Consider the following 18,085-nt stretch of genomic DNA (forward strand, 5'->3'; position numbering starts at 1 on the left):
TCTCCGTAAGAGTGCCTGGGATCATGGGCCGAGAATGCGCGCCAGATGTTCGTGCTGCAGGTCAACGCCGAGAAACCGACAGATCTGCACGATCTGGCCATAGATCATGTGCTGTCCGTGGTGAACGCGGCAGCCACGCTGGCGTGCCGCAGCCAATAGTGGTGTATCGCCGGCGCGCATCACGGCTTCGCAGACCAGGGCGCCAGCCTGTAGGGTGCTGGGGTCAAGCGGCAGGGCGTCGTCATCCTTGAGGCCCAGAGATGTGGCGTTGATGATCACATCGAAGCCCTGCGCATTTCCGTCACTGGTGCTCAGATCAACCGTGGGGTAGTGCGCTGTAAGGCGTTCCAGCAGGGCTTCGGCGCGGGCCGGAGAACGATTGTAGATCGCCAGTCGTGCCGGGTTTTGCCGGGCAATCGCCGCGGCAATCGACTTGCCGGCGCCACCGGCACCCACCAGCAATACGCGCTTGCCTTCCAGTCGATGACCCTGCTGATGCAGCCCGGCAAGCATGCCTTCGCCGTCGAAGTTGCCACCGGTCAGTCGACCGCTCTCGGGGTCAATCCGAACTGCATTGACCGAGCCGACCTGACGCGCCATATCGGTCAATTCATCGCAGTATTCAACGATGCTTTCCTTGTAAGGGATGGTCACGACCAGGCCGTGCAGGTTGGCAATGCCGGATGCGCCGAGCAGTACCTTGTGCAGGTTTGTCCCTTGTACGTGCAGCGGCACGCAAACTAGGTCAAGGCCCTGGTTGGTGGCGCTTTGGTTGATCACTTGTGGGGTTTTTACATGGGCAATCGGATCGGCAACGATGCCGATCAGTCGCGTCTGGCCACTGATGTGCATGGGGAACCTCAAAGGCAGGAGTAGAAGCGCACGTAGGCTGTCGCGCCACGGGCGGGGTTGACGCAGGAGGCGCGCTTGCATGAAGCCGGTGGTTGTAGCAGTGCTGTGATATGGCCCATGAATGACAACCTGTCTGACATATTTTTTAGTGGTCTGACATGATGTTAGGAGGCTTCGCTTTCAGGTGTCAAGGGGGCTCAGGGGATCAAGCCTGCAGGTACATGTCCATGCGCTTGGCGGCATTGCGCAGGTGTCGCTCGGCGGCTTCACCAGCCAACACCGGATCACGGGCCTGGATGGCCTGGAAGATGGCCTGGTGCTCGTCCTGCACGTCCTGGATCAGCTCGTTGTAAATTTCAGCGGTGTTGCTGCGGGCTTCTCGAATCAGGCGCCGAACGCTGTGGTCGAGGTACTCGTTGAGTGATTTGAAGTGCGGGTTGTGGGTAGCCGCGACAATGGCCTGGTGGAAGGCGTAGTCCTCTTCGTCACCCAACTGGTCATTGACCATCGCGTATTCCATGCCGACCAGCGCCTGGCGAATTTTCTTCAGGTCTTCGGGGGTATGACGCAAGGCTGCCAGGCGCGTGGCGCCCACTTCGATAGTGATCAGGAACTCGAGGATATGCAGCAATGCGTCTTCCTCGCCCAGCGATACTTCCTTCAAGCGAAACGCATGGCGCTCGCCGCGCTTGGCAACAAACGCACCCTTGCCTTGCTGGGTGGTAATCAGTTCTTCGAACTTGAGCTGCGACAAGGCTTCGCGCACCACCGCCCGGCTAACCGAAAACTGTTCGCACAATTGCCTTTCGCTTGGCAATTGATCACCGGTAGCCAGCCGTCCGGACTGGATCTCGCCGCTGAGCCAGTTGACTATCTCCATAGGTAGGGGTTGGTGGGGATGCACGTTAACGCTTTTCATTGTTCAGTCCTCTGCCGGTAGGCAGCACGGGTACAGGCATCGAAGTGATGAGCTGTTGATAGTGAAGCAGCGGGCTGTGGTCTTACAAGTGTTTGAAAAAATATTTTCAGCTTGGGTTGGCTGTTTTAAAGGCCTGCGAGCGAATTATAAAAAAATAAAATTATATTTTAGGGTTCGGGTGCTTTGACTTAAGGCAAGCGTTGTCGTAGTTTTCGCCAACTGGTCAGACATGTTGTTGATGATGTTCTACCAGGCCGTAAATAAAAATAAAAAACGAGGTTTCCATGCACACCAAGACCACGCTGCGTCTGCTCACCCTCGGCACGACCCTGTTCGCTGGCATCGCCTGCGCTGATCCTTTGAAAGTGGCGTTGGTCGAGACCCTGTCGGGGCCGTCAGCCGCCACCGGGCAAATGTTTCGCGCCGCCACACGCTTTCAGATCGAACGGCTGAATGCCGAAGGCGGCTGGAATGGCGAACCGATCCAGCTTATCGAACTCGATAGCCAGGGAACCCCGGCAGGTGCTTCCGAGAAACTCAAAGCCGCCATTGGCAGCGGTGCGCAAATGATCGTTCAAGGTGCGTCCTCAGTGGCCGCAGGGCAGATCACTGAAGACGTGCGCAAGTACAACCTGCGCAACAAGGGTAAGGAGGTAGTGTTTCTCAACGTCGGGGGAGAAGCACTGGAACTGACGGGCAGCAAATGCCACTTCTACCACTTCCGTTTCAACGGGAATGCGCCGATACGGGTCAAAACCCTGGTGGTGGCGATGAAAGAAGCGGGCGCCTTGGGCAGTAAGGTCTATTCCATGAACCAGAACTACAGCTGGGGCCTGGACATGGAAAAAGCTATTACCGAAAACGCGGCGACTGGTGGTTATCAGTTGGTAGGTAAAAGCCTGCATGACACCCAAAAGGTGCAGGACTTCTCGCCCTATATTGCTCGCATCCAGGCTTCGGGTGCCGAAACCGTGCTGACCGGCAACTGGGGCAACGACCTGTTGTTGCTGATGAAGGCCAGTCGCTCTGCCGGGTTGAAACTGCGCTTTGGCACCGCCTTTCTTGACCAGCCGGGTAACCTGGCCAACGCCGGCGATGTCGCGCTGGGGCACTACGTCTCCCATCCTTTCAATATCGAGGCGGCAGGTGAGGAGGGCGAACGCTTTGCTACTCAGTACCAGGCCAGCACCGGGCACCTGCCGGCTTACATCGAACCCCAGACCGTATTTGCCTTGCAGATGGTCGGCAATGTGCTGAAGAAACTGCCGGCACAAGACGGTCGCCTCAATACCCGCAGTTTCGCGCTGGCTCTGGAAAAAGCCAGCGACAGCAACCCGCTGGGTGAAGTGCGCATGCGGACCGAAGATCACCAATTGCTGATGCCGTTTGTGGTGTCGGTGGTCTCGAAAGAAGCTCGCTACAAAGTCGATGGCACTGACATGGGCTTCTTGCCGATCAAGTCGTTCAGTGCCGATGAAGCAGCAGCGCCTGTCCAGGACACCTGCCAGATGCAACGACCTGAGTGACGCCGCATGGCGTGCCGGCCGGTACGTCTTTCTGTCCATCGCGAACGCTGGAGTCGCCTATGGAATTTCTCACAGTTTCACTGCTTAACGGCGTGATCTACGGTCTGCTGCTGTTTATGGTTTCGGCCGGGTTGACGCTGATTTTCGGCATGATGGGCGTGCTCAATTTCGCCCATGCCTCCTTCTATATGGTGGGTGCCTACCTGGCCTATACCCTGCAGAAGTTTGTCGGTTTTACCAGTGCGGTACTGCTCTCGACCGTGCTGGTGGGCCTGCTCGGGGTGATCGTCGAGCGTTTCTTCCTGCGCCGGGTACACAAGCATGGCCACGCTCATGAACTGCTGCTGACCTTCGGCCTGACCTTTATCATTGCCGAGTTGATCAAGTTGTTCTACGGCAATTTTTCTGTCGAGTACCGGATCCCTGAGTTCCTCAATTTTGCTGCCTTCCAGGTATTCAACACGGATTACCCGTTCTATCGCCTGTTGATGGGCGGGGTTTCGCTGCTGGTGTTCGGCCTGATTTACCTGCTGCTGACCCGCACCCGAGTCGGCATCGTCGTGCGGGCGGCGATCCATCGTCCGCAGATGGCCGAGGCCCTGGGGCATAACGTGCCTCTGGTGTTCATGGCGGTATTCGGTATCGGTGCGGCACTGGCGGGGCTTGCCGGAGCGCTGGCCGGAGCGTTCTACACCACCAATCCGAATATGGCCCTGGAGCTGGGCGTCATCGTCTTTGTCGTGGTGGTTGTCGGCGGTCTGGGTTCGATGGCCGGGGCAATGATCGCTTCGCTGTTGATCGGGTTGATCTCCTCGTTCGCAGTAGGTGTAGACCTCAGCCTGGCTTCGCTCTTCGGTTTGCTGGGGGCAGGTGACTGGGCACAGCAGATGGGTGGGCTGATGACCCTCAAAGTGTCCAGCGTGGCGGCAACCATTCCGTTTGCACTGATGCTGCTGATTTTGCTGATCCGGCCGTCCGGGCTGATGGGCGAGAAGGGATAAACCATGAAACTTACGAAAATCCTCCTGGCGGTGTTGTTGCTGGCTCTGCTGGTGCTGCCCGCCATCCTGCCGGCAGCGATGGTCAATGCGGCTATTCAGATGCTTATCGCAGCCTTGTTTGCCTGTGCCTTCAACTTGTTGTGTGGGCAGGGCGGCATGCTTTCGTTCGGCCACGCGGCATACTTTGGCGTTGGTTCGTTCGCCACATTACACGCGATGAATGCGCTAAATGGCGAAGGTTTGCTGCCAACGCCGTTTCTGCCGCTGATCGGTGCCTTGGGCGGCTTTATCTGCGGTTTGTGTGCTGGCTGGTTTGCCACCAAACGGGCGGGTGTCTACTTCTCCATGATTACCCTGGCGCTGGCTGAGCTGCTGCATTCCCTGGCCCCGCACCTGAGTATGCTGTTCGGTGGTGAGGCGGGTATTTCGTCCATGCGCTCCCCTGCCTGGGGCCTGGATTTCGGCGACGCCACCCAGGTGTACTACCTGACGCTGGGCTGGGTGGTGCTGTCGATTGCCTTGCTCTATGCCTTCACGCTGACCCCTATGGGGCGTTTGACCTTCGCCCTGCGCGAGAACGGCCACCGGCTGCAGTTCCTGGGCTACAACGTGCATCGTTTACGGGTGCTGGTATTTGCCTTGTCGGCAATGTTCGCCGGTATCGCCGGGGGCTTGCAGGCGCTGAACCTGGAGTCGGCCAACTACGTGTTGTTCGACATGCGCTTTTCCGCAGAAGTGGTGCTCAATACATACATCGGCGGGGTTAACGTGTTCCTCGGGCCGGTGCTCGGCGCAGCGCTGATGACGTTTTTTGGCAATGCTGCCTCCGACCTTACGCAGTCCTGGTTGCTGTATCAGGGCCTGCTGTTCGTTTTGGTGATGATGTTCATGCCCAGTGGCCTGGCCGGACTGGTGCTGTGCTGGAGTGCGCAAATTCGTCGGCGCGGCTGGCTGGCGGTCATCCCGGCGGCGTTGTCTGCGCTGATCACTGCGGGGCTGTTGAGCCTGGCGGTGGTGTTTGCGATCGAGACGTTGCAGCGGGTGTTTAGCCAGGACTATCAGGCGCTGCTGATAGCGGACCAGCCCTGGCCTGCAATCAGCCTGTTCGGTCGTGAATGGCTACCGGGCGCGCTGCTGACCTGGGCCATGCCGTTGCTGCTGGGGTTGGCGGGGTTGCTGGTCTTGAAGCTGGCTCGTCGGCAATGGCTGCGTCTGCAGGACGATGAGCCGGCGGCCGGGCCCGTCGCCCTCAGATCTCGGGTCGAAGGAGAACAATCATGAGCCGTGCAATCCTGCAGTTACGCGATGTGCACAAGTCATTTGGCGAGGCACACATCATTCGTGGTGCGCAGCTTGAGTTGCACACCGGGGAACGCCACGCGGTGATCGGTCCCAACGGGGCGGGCAAGTCGACCTTGTTCCATCTGATTTCCGGGCAGTTGCAGCCCAGCAGCGGGCAGATTCTCCTGGGTGAGGAAGCGATCCAGGGTTATTCGCCGCAGCACATCAATCACTTGGGGTTGTCGCGTTCGTTTCAGATCACCAACATTTTTCCCGGACTTTCGGTGTTCGAAAACCTGCGTATCGCAGTCATGCGCAAACACGGGATGCAATACCACTTCTGGCGCTCGATCCAGCGTTACCCTGAGGTGCGCGCACAGACCGAGCAATTGCTCGAACAGGTGCGGCTACAGGACAAGCAAACAGTGTGCGCAGCCGAACTGTCCTACTCCGAGCAGCGCGCCCTGGAGATAGGCATGACCCTGGCCTGTGACCCTCGGGTGATCCTGCTGGACGAGCCGATGGCGGGCATGTCCCATGAGGAAACCGACTACGCCCTGAACCTGATTCGCGAGGTTACCCAGGGGCGTTCGCTACTGATCGTCGAGCATGATATGGACGTGGTGTTCTCCCTGTGCGACCGCATCAGCGTACTGGTGTACGGCGAAGTCATAGCCACTGGCACGCCGGATCAGATCCGCGCTGACCGTCGGGTGCAGGAAGCCTATCTGGGAGAGGAGCAATGCGCATGAACTCGATTTCGCCAAACCTGCTGTCGATCAGCGATCTGCATGTTCATTACGGCAAGAGCCATGTGTTGCATGGAGTCGACTTGAGCATCGGTCATAACGAAGTGGTAAGCCTGCTTGGGCGCAATGGCGCCGGGCGTTCGACCACCATGAAAGCAGTAATGGGCCTGGTGCCGCCCAGCGCGGGCAGCATCCAGCTGGGGGGCCGGGAGCTGACGGGGCTGCGTCCGTACCGCATCAGTCGCGCCGGAGTCGGTTTTGTTCCGGAGGAGCGTGAAGTATTCGCCAACCTCAGCGTCGAGGAAAACCTGCGCATGGGGCAGCAAGTGGCGACTGACGGTGCCACGGCATGGACCGTCGAGCAGATGTTCGACTACTTTCCGCGACTGCGCGAGCGACGCAACACGAGTGCAGGCAACCTTTCGGGTGGCGAGCAGCAGATGCTCACCCTGTGCCGTTCGCTGCTGGGCTGTCCCAAAGTGCTGATGATCGACGAACCCACCGAGGGGCTGGCACCGAAGATTGTCGCAGTAGTCGCCGAGGCCATTCGCGATATTCACCGGCGAGGGGTCTCAATCCTGCTGGTAGAACAGAAGCTGACTATCGCCCTCAAGGTCTCCAGCCGTGTCTGCGTAATGGGGCATGGGCGGATCGTCTTCGAGGGCACGCCCCAGGCACTCACCAATGACCCGAGCCTGATGAAGGAGTGGCTGGCGGTCTGAGGTCGCAAGCGCGTTTAACCGGCAGGTCCGCCTGCCATTTTCTACCTGATCCCATCGCCGACCTCGTGTGCGCAAGGGATCGTTGTGTCTGCAATCCACCGGGAATAACAATAAAAATGAGCCTATCTAAACATTTCAGCGCACGACCACTGTTGTTGCTCAGTACTTTGCCGGGCTTGGCCCTGGCCCAGGAGCAAGGTTTTATCGAGGACGCCAAGGCCAGCGTGCAGATGCGCAACTTCTATTTCAATCGTGACTTTCGCGACAGCGGCGCCGCCAGGGCCAAGAGCGAGGAGTGGGCCCAGGGGTTCTTGCTCAATGCTCAGTCCGGCTACACCCAAGGTACCGTCGGTGTGGGGGTCGATATTATCGGTCGCCTCGGGGTCAAGCTCGACAGCGGCGGTGGGCGCGCAGGCAGCTTGTTGCTGCCCAATGACGGCAATGGTTCCGCAGATGATTTCTCCAGCCTGGGGGCGGCGGTCAAGATGAAAGTGTCCAGGACCGAACTGAAAGTCGGGGAGCTGCTGCCGACCCTGCCGATCCTTCAGTACAACGATGCGCGCCTGCTGCCACAGACCTTTCAGGGCGCCATGCTGACCTCCAGGGAAATCACCGGGCTGACCCTCAATGCCGGGCAGATGCGCTCGTTCACCCAGCGCAACTCGAGCAATCGTGAAGACTTGTTCATCGATGGCCGCGCCTTCGCCACATCTGATCGTTACAACTACTTGGGCGGCGAATACCGTTTCAATCAGGAGCGGACCATGGTGGGCCTGTGGGGCGCACAACTGGAGGATATCTACCGTCAGCGCTTTATCCAGTTCACCCACAAACAACCGGTTGGCGCCTGGACGCTGGGCGCGAATATCGGCCTGCTGGATTCCGAAGAAGAGGGTCAGGCCAAGGCTGGGCAGATCGACAACCGTTCGTTCTTCACGGCCCTGAGTGCAGGATTGGGCGGGCATACGCTGATGGCCGCCTGGCAGCGTATGTATGGCGATGACGGCACCATCTGGTTGAGCCCCACCACCACCGTGCTGCCCAGCGATATCCAGGTGCGCAATTTTGCCTCCGCCGAAGAGAAAGCCTGGCAACTGCGCTACGACTACAACTTTGTCGCTCTGGGTGTCCCTGGGCTTAGCGCCTTCGTGCGCTACGTCAATGGCGACAATGTGGCGGTTGCTGGTGGTAACGGCGGCAAGGAATGGGAGCGGGATTTCGACCTGTCCTATGTGATCCAGAGCGGGCCTTTGAAGAACCTCGGGCTGCGCTGGAGGAATGCCATGGTGCGCTCCAATTTCGGCCCCTCAGTGGACGATAACCGGCTGATTGTAAGCTACAGCCTGGCGCTGTTCTGATCGTTGCAGCAGGGTATTTTCAACAAATCCCTTTGACAGACTCCTGGCAGCGAGTTAATTTTTTGCTACTGGTCTGACAAGTAGTTTTAAATGTATGACCAGACATAAAAACAAGTGAGAACAGCATGTCCCATCCAGATATTTCTCCTGCTACCTCCCAACAGTCACGGTCCGATGCAGCCGTTTTCCAGCACAGTGCCTATGCCGGTATCGACGGCAAGGTGGTGGTCGTAACCGGCGGCGGTAGCGGCATAGGCCTGGCCTTGGCCGAAGGCTTTGCCCGCAACGGCGCGCACTTGCTGCTGATCGATATCAATGCCCAGGCCATGGCGGACGCCAAGAGCGCGTTGCAGCACAATTTTCCGTCGACACGGGTTGAATGTTTCCTGGCTTCGGTCACCGACGAAGCTGCTGTCGAAGCTGCCTTCGCTCACGCCAAGGCGTGTTTCGGGCGTATCGATGTGTTGCTCAACAACGCGGGCGTATCGATCAACAAACCGTCCCTGGACATCACTCCCACCGAATGGCGTCGGGCCATCGAGATTAATTTCAACAGCGTGTTCTTCTGCGCCCAAGCGGCAGCACGACACATGATCGACCAACAGAGCGGGGTGATTATCAACACCTCGTCGATGTGGGGCGTGTCCCATTCCGCGGATCGCACTGCGTACTGCGCAACCAAGGCCGCTGTGGTCTCCATGACCAAGTGCCTGGCGGTGGAGTGGGCCGGGCATGGTATCCGCATGAATGCCATCGGCCCGGGCTATACCCGGACTCCGCTGGTGGAAGAACTGCAACGTGCTGGCCGCCTGGACGTCGAAGCCCTGCGCAAGCGCACACCGCTGCAACGCCTCGGTGAACCGGGCGAAATGGCTGAGCTGGCGCTGTTTCTGGCCTCCAGCAGCGCGACCTTCATCACCGGGCAAATTTACGTATCGGACGGCGGCTGGACCGCTAACGGCTTCTAGTTCGCCCTCGTTGCGCGGGCCCGCCGTGGCCTGTCGATTCAAGTCATTTGTGGAGAAGTGAAATGCCGAAAAGTGTTGCCTTGTCGCCGGCCTCGCCGTGGGTCGAGCTCAGTTCCACTGACGCCGATTGGAAGCAGGCCGATCCTGCGTTGCTGGGCACCATGCTCAGCCAATTACACCTGATCCGAGCCTTTGAAGAGACCGTGCTGGAATTGGCAGGCGAAGGCCTGGTGCATGGTCCGGCGCATTCGAGCATCGGTCAGGAAGGAGGCGCGGTAGGTTCGATCGTTGCGTTGGGCGCGGCGGATGAAGTCAATGGTTCGCACCGGGGGCATCACCAGTTTCTGGCCAAGGCGCTGGTGTACCTGATGCCCACTGGTATCGACCCGAAATCGCCTGTCACTGCGCCGATCCAGGATTTGCTGCAACGCACCCTGGCGGAAATCCTGGGCCTGGCCCAGGGGTTTTGCAAAGGCCGTGGTGGTTCGATGCATCTGCAGTGGGCCGAGGCTGGTGCCCTGGGAACCAACGCTATCGTCGGTGGCGGGGTACCGCTGGCAGCCGGTGCCGCCTGGGCCCATCGGCATGCCCGGACCGACACCGTGGCGGTGACCTATTTCGGTGATGGCGCGGTAAACATCGGTTCGGTGCTGGAAACCATGAACCTGGCAGCGGCCTGGAAACTGCCGCTGTGTTTCTTCATTGAAAACAATCTGTACGCGGTCTCCACCACGGTTGAGGAAGCCACTGCCGAGCCACGTCTGTCGGCGCGCGGGCTGGGTTTCAATATCCCGAGCTGGAAGGTCGATGGTATGGACCCGCTGGCGGTTTACCTGGCCATGCAGCAAGCGCTGGCGCATATGCGCGCGGGCAACGGTCCAACCGTTATCGAGGCTGATGTGTACCGGTTCTTTCATCAAAACGGACCGTTCCCTGGCAGCGCATTCGGTTACCGCAGCAAGGAAGAAGAACAGAGCTGGCGTGCCCGTGATCCGTTGGAGCGTCTGGCGCGGGAAATGAAAAAACGCGACCTGATCGACGACGCCGGCTTGGCCGATCTGCGTGAAACCATCAAGCTGGCTATGGTTCAGGCGGCTGCCGCATTGCTCGAAGCCGACCCGGCTGGTAAACCGGGCAAACGACGGATTCGTCGCGAGTTGTGGCCGTCGCCGGACTTTCGCGATGTCGGTATTCGTGGTGACCTCAGTGAACTGGCCTCTGCCCGCACCTGTGAACAGGCGACCTATCGCGGTGGCCTGGAGCCACGCAAGTTCATCGACGCCATCGCCGATGTGATGAACAGGCGCATGGAAACCGATGACAGCATTGTCGTCATGGGCGAGGACGTACACCGTCTAAAGGGCGGAACCAACGGCGCCACTCGCGGCCTGAAAGAGCGTTTTCCGGAGCGCATACTCGGCACCCCTATCAGTGAAAACGCTTTCTGTGGGCTGGGTGGCGGTATGGCCCTGGATGGGCGTTTCAAACCGGTGGTGGAGTTCATGTACCCCGACTTTATGTGGGTCGCCGCCGACCAGGTATTCAACCAGATCGGCAAGGCCCGGCACATGTTCGGCGGGCAAAGTGACGTACCACTGGTGCTGCGTACCAAGATTGCCATGGGCACCGGCTACGGTTCGCAGCACTCCATGGATCCGGCCGGAATCTACGTGACCAATCCGGGCTGGCGCATCGTTGCGGCTTCCACGCCGTTCGACTACATAGGCTTGATGAACACCGCGCTGGCCTGCAAGGACCCGGTGCTGGTGATCGAGCACGTCGATCTGTACACCCAGAACGGCGAAGTGCCTGTGGACGACCTGGACTATCAGATCCCGTTCGGTACTGCCGCCGTGCGCCGTGAAGGTCGCGACCTGACCATCCTTACGTACTTGAGCATGGTCGGGCACTCGCTGGAAGCGGTGGCACAGACCGGTATCGATGCCGAAGTCATTGACCTGCGTTTCCTCGACCGCGCCAGCTTTGACTGGGCCACGGTCGAGGCGAGCATTCGCAAGACCAATAATGTACTGATCGTCGAGCAGGGCGCACGGGGGACTTCCTACGGCGGTTGGCTGGCTGACGAACTGCAGCGCCGTTGCTTCGACTGGCTCGACCAACCGATCCAGCGCGTGACCGGTGGCGAAGGCTCACCAAGTATTTCAAAAGTCCTGGAGCGCGCCGCCTGTGCCCGCACCGAGGAAGTGATCGAAGGCCTGCAACAGGTCATCCGTGAAAAAGGGGCACACCAATGAGTATGAAGATGCTGGTTCCAATGGAAGTGGGAATTTGCTGCGTCGATCTCCCGGCCCTCAGCCGTTTTTATCAGAATGTGTTGGGTTTTACCTTTGTCGCCCAGGTACATATGCCCGCTGCCGCCGCGCAACAGGTCGGTCTGAGCGAAGGCGGCTACAGCGTGGTGCGTCTGCAGACGCCTTACGGTGAACGGATCAAGCTGCTGGCACCTGAGCGGGCGCCAACCCGGCATGAACAGGGGTTGATCCTCGACCGCCAGAATGCGAGCTACCTGACGTTCATTGTCGAAGATATCGCCACTCTGGTGGCCGACCTGAAACATGCCGGTGCGAGCTTTTTCGCCGGTGATGCGCCGATCCAGCTGCGACCTGACGTGAAGGCTCTGTTCTGCCGAGACCCGGAAGGCAACGTGCTGGAACTCGTGGAATACGCCGACATCGCCGCCTACCGTCCCGACCTGTTAAACGACCGGAGTGCCTGATGGCCAAGCTCTTACATATGCCGGAGGTGTCGGCCAACGCTACCCACGCCGCGATCCAGAACTGGACCCTCAAGGAAGGCGACACGATTAGCGCCGGTGATTGCATTGCCGAGATCGAAACCGAAAAGGCGCTGGTCGAACTGGCAGCCGAAGAAGATGCGGTGCTGGGCAAGATCCTGGTCGAACCGGGGCGTGAGGTGGAAGTGGGGGCGCCGATTGGGGTGCTGTTTGCCAGAGGCGAAACTAATGTCGATATTGCGGCGCTATTGGCCAAGGCTGGTGCGCTGTCGGCGGCCAATGAACCGGTGGTGGATGATGCACCTGTGCTCCAGCCTCGGGCCGAGGTGGCATCTGCGATTGACGTCTGTCATAGCGAGCGCATCTTCGCCAGCCCTCTGGCCCGCCGCCTGGCGGCGGCCAAGGGCCTTGACCTGACGAGCCTCAAGGGCAGCGGGCCAAACGGGCGCATCGTCAAGCGCGACGTCGAGGCAGCACCCGCTGCCAATGCAGCGCTCACGTCGGTGGCGGCGCCGGTATCGGCTATCGACTTTGATGAAGTCCCGCACAGCAGTATGCGCAAGACCATTGCCCGGCGCCTGGTGGAGAGCAAGGCCACGGTCCCGCATTTCTATCTCGAGCTGGAGTGCCGGATGGAGCCTCTGCTGGCCCTGCGCGAGCAGGTCAACCGTACGGCATCGAGGAAGATTTCGATCAACGATTTCATCGTCAAGGCGGTGGCCGTCGCCCTGCGGCAAGTTCCGGCAATGAACGTAACCTGGACCGAGACGGCGCTGCGCCGCTATCACCAGGCGGATGTCTGCGTGGCGGTCTCCACTGATAGCGGCCTGATTACGCCAGTGGTGCGCAATGCCGACAGCAAGGCTCTTTCGCAGATCAGCGCGGATGTGGCGGAGCTGGCCGGGCGTGCCCGCGACGGCCGTCTGCGCCCCGAGGAATACCAAGGTGGCAGTTTCACTATCAGTAATCTGGGAATGTTTGGCGTCGAGCAGTTCAGCGCCATCATCAATCCACCCCACGCGGCGATTCTGGCGGTGGGCGCAACGCAGCTGAAACCGGTGGTTGAAAACGGTGAGTTGACGGTCGGTTCGGTACTGCGTTGCACCCTCTCGGTGGATCATCGGGCCGTGGATGGCGCACTGGCGGCGCAATGGCTGGCAGTGTTCAAGGGCCTGCTGGAAAACCCGTTGGGCATGCTGATCTGAGGGAGTTGCCATGAGCGAAATAAAATTTGATGTGATCGTCGTGGGTGGCGGTCCCGGCGGTTATGTGGCGGCCATCCGCGCCAGTCAGCTGGGGCTGCGCACGGCGTTGGTGGAAAAGGCGCAGTTGGGTGGGGTCTGCCTCAACTGGGGCTGTATTCCGACCAAGGCCCTATTGCGCAGTGCCGACGTACTGCGCCTGATCGGCAATGCGAGCAGCTTTGGTATCGAGGTCGCAGCGGCCAGGCCTGACCTGAAGGCAATCGTCAAGCGTTCCCGCGATGTGGCCGCCCAGTTGCATCGGGGTGTCAGCGGGTTGATGAAAAAGCACCGCGTCCAGGTGTTCAACGGACATGCGCGACTGGATGGGCCGCAGCGGCTGAAAGTGACCGGGGAGAAGGGTGACTTTAGCCTGTCGGCGCCGCACATTATTCTGGCAACCGGTGCCCGGGCACGGGTACTGCCGGGCATGGAGCCGGACGGTAAACATTTCTGGACCTACCGCCAGGCGCTGGTGCCGGACAGCGTGCCCAAGCGGCTGGTGATCATCGGCGCGGGTGCGATCGGTGTCGAGTTCGCCAGTTTCTATCACGCTCTTGGCGCCCAGGTCAGCCTGGTGGAAATGGCTGAGCGGATTCTCCCGATAGAGGATCAAGAGATCAGTGCCCATGTGGCGCAGGCCCTGACTCGTGACGGTATCCGGCTGTACACCGGCTGTGCGCTGCAAGGCAGCAAGGTGGAGCAGGGCATAGTGCAGTTGCGTCTGGAAGGAAAGAGCAATGAAACGCTGGAGGCCGACGTAGTGCTGGTGGCTACGGGGATTGTCGGTAACGTTGAGGAACTGGGGTTGGAAAGCACTGGGGTCAAGGTGCAGCACACCCATGTATTGGTGGATGATTTTTGCCGCACGGGCGAGCCGGGGGTATACGCCATTGGTGATCTTGCCGGGGCGCCGTGGCTGGCGCACAAGGCCAGTCACGAAGCCGTGCTTTGTGTTGAAAAAATCGCGGGTTTGAATCCCCATCCATTGGATTCCCGGAGCGTGCCGGCCTGTACCTATAGCCACCCGCAAGTCGCCAGCGTCGGCTACACCGAAGCCCAGGCGCGCAGTGCCGGCAAGACAATCAGGGTCGGTAAGTTCCCCTTTGCGGCTAACGGCAAGGCGATTGCCATGGGCGCTACGGAGGGTTTCGTCAAGGTCGTGTTCGACGCGGCCAGCGGCGAGTTGCTGGGCGCCCATATGGTCGGGGAGGAGGTTACCGAAATGATTCAGGGCTACGCCATCGCACGGGGGCTGGAGACCACAGAGGCTGAACTGATCGACAGTATCCTGCCACACCCGACCATGTCCGAAGCCATGCATGAAGCGGTACTGGCAGCCTACGACCGTGCCCTGCATGGCTGAGCGCAGCATGGATTGCGCTCCTTTCTGCGGCCGCTGGGCGGATGGGGCAGACGAGTTTTCGAAGAGCTTCCTCGGCTTGTAAGTCGCCCTGAGCCGGGCCCCATCACTATCAGGTTACAGTGTCAGGGCCCGGGTTCGTGCCTGAACCACCGCCTCTATTACCTGGCAGACTCCGGCCATATCCTCTGTACTCAATATGTTGAGCGTTTTAAGTGCTTCGCTAAAGCCCTCTGCGCGTTCGCATGCCATGCGAACTTGCAGGGTGTTTTTAGCGCCCTTGATAGCATTAAGTTGACGGTGCAAGCCGACACGTACCGCGTCGGGCATGCAAAGAGTTATAAAGGAACCAACACCTTTGCAGTAACGTATGCTCATCGCTTTATATACCCAATCCATGTGATTTTAAAGCTGACACTAAGGGTGTTCTATTGGCGCTGCTTGTAGTGTTTTGCACGCTTGCCAAGTGTAATTTATCAAAATTTTTATATATGTTTGCGGCAGGTCAGTTCAGGTCTTTAAAGCGCTTGGCTCAAGGCTTTTATGCCTTGTTTGCACTGTTTTAGTGCCTGCCGGGCTGCGTTGTAGTTCGCAGATTCTCGGTAGGTAATGTGCCGGGTCTGGGCGGTCAGGAGTGTCACAATAAGTTCATTTAATGTTGGCCGTCTTAGTGTGTACCGCCTATCAAGTATTATTGCGGAGGTTTTATGGGGTGGGTAGTTATACTTTTTATATAACTATTTAGTTTTGATAGCTTCGGAGTTGGTAACTGCTGGGTGTCCGCTGACAGCTGAAATCGGTGGATTAAGGGGGGCGTCATTCAAGCCCTGCCAGGTTGGCCGTTAGCCATGCCCTGTGTACTGCGTGCGTGAACCGGGTAGCGAGCTGCCCGGCAAGCGTTTGGCTGCTGATTCGTTATAGCTCGAATCTAGTCTCTTATTCCTTAAAACAAGTACAAATAGATTTTATAGTACGTTTTAATCTATCAAGGTGGCTGAAGTGATTGGCGTGCTGGTCTTTGAAAGCAATGGCGCTCTTACCCTTGAGCCAACGATTTTTTTCGCACTCGGCTCTATCTCACGTGGGCAGTTTTATTCGGTTTGTGCCGCCTCGAACGCAACTTCGGCAAAGGTCCGTAAATCAGCGGTCAGTCTGCCCATTTAATTATTCTACTTTCAGGAAGAACGATGTCTGATCCAAAACCTCTGTTGTTTGCGCTCTATGAGCAAGCGAGTGTTGGCTGTGGTGGCGCCCCCAGCCTCTGGACGCACCCGGCTGACGAGCGATTGAGCATCAACTCTTTAGGGTACTGGTCGAATCTGGCGCGTATTGCCGATCAGGCGCATATGGACATGCTGTTTTTCGGAGATGTCCTGGGCTTCTACGATGTGTTTGGCGGTAATGCCGAGGCTGCGATGAAGTGGGCCGTGGAAGCACCGGCAAACGACCCGTTGATGATTATTCCGGCACTGGCGGCAGTCACCGAAAACCTGGCCTTTGGCGTCACGGTAACTACCAGCTACGAGCATCCGTTCACCCATGCCCGGCGCTTCAGCACATTGGATCATCTGACCAATGGCCGGATAGGCTGGAATATCGTGACGTCGTACCTGTCGAGTGCCGCTCGAAATTTCGGCCTGGAACAGATGATCAAGCATGACGATCGCTATGAGCGTGCGGAAGAATTTCTCGACGTAACCTATAAGCTTTGGGAGGGCAGTTGGGCCGATGATGCTGTGGTCGCCGACAAGGCGCGTCAGCTTTATGCGCGTGGTGATCGCGTGCGTCCGATCAACCATGTCGGGGAGCATTATCGCGTAGCCGGGCCGCACTTGACGGCCCCGTCGCCGCAACGTACACCGCTGCTGATCCAGGCAGGCTGGTCAGGTCGTGGACGTGAGTTTGCGGCCAAGCACGCGGAACTGATCTTCGTTGCCAAGTCTAACCCGCATGAGATCCGCCAAGGTCTGGAGGAGATCTGGGTTCAGGCCCAGGCGCGCGGTCGCGCGGCTGAAGATGTCAAATCGCTGACTGTGTTGCGCATCGTAACGGCCAAAACGGAAATTGAAGCCCAGCGCAAATATGATCAACTGCAGAGCAATTACCACTTGCAGGCGCAACTGGTCAGTTATGCAGGTGATACCGGTATCGACATCAGTCGCTACGCGGACGGTGATGCGCTCTCTACTCACACCGAAGGCATGACTTCCTATGTGATGCGTGCAGATGGTAGCGGTAAACCGTTAACGGCGGGTGACGTCAAACAACGTTTTGCCAACGTCACCCGTGGCAGCGATTTGATTCTGGTGGGCACCCCGCAACAGGTTGCAGACCGGATTGAGGAGCACGCTCGCATTTCCGGTACCAGCGGCTACATGCTCAACCCGTTGATCAGTCCTGGCAGTCTTGAAGACTTTGTAGAACTGATTATTCCCGAATTGCAAAAACGTGGCTTGTATCGCACCGAGCCTCAGAGCGGGACCTTGCGCTCGCGATTGCGCGCAGACGGCGCCAGTCACTTACCAGCGTCAGCTTATGGTGCATCGTTTCGTTTCGATCAAGGTTTATAGGGGGAATCTGCGCAGACCACCCATTTGCAGGCGCAGAGGCTTAAAACAAGGCAGGGGCAACTTCAGAAGGTTGTTTGGCAACCCGTACAATGCCGCTACTTTCGCTATTTGCCCCTGTTGCTGACGTTTTGATCCACCTCAAGGACCGCGCCGATGATTACCTCTCCTGACCAACTTCTTTTTCTGCCAGGTGCCTCCGGCAACACACAGTTCTGGCATCCAGTTGCGCAAAAGCTTGCCACTCGAGCGCAGAAGTTCCATGTGGGCTGGCCTGGTTTTGGCGATACACCCTCTATTCCTGGCGTGAACAGCATGGATGATCTGGTTGTGCGGGTGCTTGGCGATATCGATCAACCGACGGCGTTAGTCGCTCAGTCCATGGGCGGTATCGTTGCTGTGCGTGTGGCGCTTGAGCGCCCTGAACTGATCACGCATCTGGTACTGACCGTTACCTCTGGGGGTGTCGATATGTCCGCCCTGGGAGCGCAGGATTGGCGCGATGAATTTGCTGCCGATAATCCGACCTTGCCGCGCTGGTTTCTGGACGATCATACCGACCTTACGCATCGACTGGCCGAGCTGCGTATGCCAGTACTGCTTCTTTGGGGCGATTGCGACCCTATCAGCCCGGTTCGTGTCGGGGAGCGTCTTGCGCAACTCATTCCACGGGTTGAAATGCATGTGCTTGCCGGCGGCGGGCATGATCTGGGATTTACCCATGCCGATGAAGTGGCCAGCTTGATCGATAAGCATCTGGCTTACTGATGCAATTGGTCCAAG

General features: G+C 58.7%; 15 protein-coding genes. 13 read left to right on the forward strand and 2 right to left on the reverse strand.

The window, feature by feature from the left end; all coding sequences use genetic code 11:
- Positions 1-21: 21 nt before the first annotated feature.
- Entirely contained in the window at positions 22-852 is an 831-nt protein-coding gene (locus U5A05_RS09140; protein ID WP_321836163.1) for a shikimate dehydrogenase family protein, read from the reverse strand.
- A gap of 205 nt (positions 853-1,057) precedes the next feature.
- Positions 1,058-1,771 (reverse strand): FadR/GntR family transcriptional regulator, encoded by a 714-nt coding sequence (locus U5A05_RS09145; protein ID WP_261741791.1) that lies wholly within the window; start codon positions 1,769-1,771, stop codon positions 1,058-1,060.
- Positions 1,772-2,055: 284 nt separating this feature from the next.
- Here U5A05_RS09145 and U5A05_RS09150 point away from each other — a divergent pair, with 284 nt between their 5' ends.
- From U5A05_RS09150 to U5A05_RS09210, 13 genes are all read left to right on the forward strand, one after another.
- Positions 2,056-3,297 carry a branched-chain amino acid ABC transporter substrate-binding protein gene (locus U5A05_RS09150; protein ID WP_261741792.1) on the forward strand — a complete coding sequence of 414 codons (1,242 nt, stop codon included), beginning with the start codon at positions 2,056-2,058 and terminating at the stop codon, positions 3,295-3,297.
- Positions 3,298-3,356: 59 nt separating this feature from the next.
- On the forward strand, positions 3,357-4,298 hold the full coding sequence (locus tag U5A05_RS09155) for a branched-chain amino acid ABC transporter permease (protein WP_261741793.1): 942 nt from the start codon (positions 3,357-3,359) through the stop codon (positions 4,296-4,298).
- Positions 4,299-4,301: 3 nt separating this feature from the next.
- Positions 4,302-5,579, forward strand: a complete 1,278-nt coding sequence (locus U5A05_RS09160; protein WP_321836164.1) for a branched-chain amino acid ABC transporter permease — start codon at positions 4,302-4,304, stop codon at positions 5,577-5,579.
- Entirely contained in the window at positions 5,576-6,331 is a 756-nt protein-coding gene (locus U5A05_RS09165) for an ABC transporter ATP-binding protein (protein WP_321836165.1), read from the forward strand. The genes U5A05_RS09160 and U5A05_RS09165 overlap by 4 nt, the downstream gene beginning before the upstream one ends.
- A complete protein-coding gene (locus tag U5A05_RS09170; protein WP_321836166.1) occupies positions 6,328-7,050 on the forward strand; it encodes an ABC transporter ATP-binding protein in 723 nt (240 codons plus the stop codon). Before U5A05_RS09165 ends, U5A05_RS09170 begins: the two co-directional genes overlap by 4 nt.
- Positions 7,051-7,166: 116 nt before the next feature.
- On the forward strand, positions 7,167-8,408 hold the full coding sequence (locus U5A05_RS09175; protein WP_261741797.1) for an OprD family porin: 1,242 nt from the start codon (positions 7,167-7,169) through the stop codon (positions 8,406-8,408).
- Positions 8,409-8,533: 125 nt separating this feature from the next.
- Complete coding sequence (locus U5A05_RS09180; protein ID WP_261741798.1) at positions 8,534-9,376, forward strand: SDR family NAD(P)-dependent oxidoreductase; 843 nt, start codon at positions 8,534-8,536, stop codon at positions 9,374-9,376.
- 62 nt (positions 9,377-9,438) lie between these two features.
- Positions 9,439-11,631 (forward strand): alpha-ketoacid dehydrogenase subunit alpha/beta, encoded by a 2,193-nt coding sequence (locus U5A05_RS09185; protein ID WP_321836167.1) that lies wholly within the window; start codon positions 9,439-9,441, stop codon positions 11,629-11,631.
- Positions 11,628-12,113: a VOC family protein gene (locus U5A05_RS09190; RefSeq protein WP_321836168.1), complete on the forward strand. Its 486-nt coding sequence runs from the start codon at positions 11,628-11,630 to the stop codon at positions 12,111-12,113. Before U5A05_RS09185 ends, U5A05_RS09190 begins: the two co-directional genes overlap by 4 nt.
- Positions 12,113-13,336, forward strand: a complete 1,224-nt coding sequence (locus U5A05_RS09195; RefSeq protein WP_321836169.1) for a pyruvate dehydrogenase complex dihydrolipoamide acetyltransferase — start codon at positions 12,113-12,115, stop codon at positions 13,334-13,336. Before U5A05_RS09190 ends, U5A05_RS09195 begins: the two co-directional genes overlap by 1 nt.
- Before the next feature lie 10 nt (positions 13,337-13,346).
- Positions 13,347-14,738 (forward strand): dihydrolipoyl dehydrogenase, encoded by a 1,392-nt coding sequence (gene lpdA, locus U5A05_RS09200; protein WP_321836170.1) that lies wholly within the window; start codon positions 13,347-13,349, stop codon positions 14,736-14,738.
- Positions 14,739-15,922: 1,184 nt separating this feature from the next.
- On the forward strand, positions 15,923-17,305 hold the full coding sequence (locus tag U5A05_RS09205) for an LLM class flavin-dependent oxidoreductase (protein WP_321836171.1): 1,383 nt from the start codon (positions 15,923-15,925) through the stop codon (positions 17,303-17,305).
- 153 nt (positions 17,306-17,458) lie between these two features.
- Entirely contained in the window at positions 17,459-18,070 is a 612-nt protein-coding gene (locus U5A05_RS09210) for an alpha/beta fold hydrolase (protein WP_321836172.1), read from the forward strand.
- Positions 18,071-18,085: the final 15 nt, after the last annotated feature.

The organism is Pseudomonas kulmbachensis (assembly GCF_963681935.1).
Classification (GTDB): Bacteria; Pseudomonadota; Gammaproteobacteria; order Pseudomonadales; family Pseudomonadaceae; genus Aquipseudomonas; species Aquipseudomonas kulmbachensis.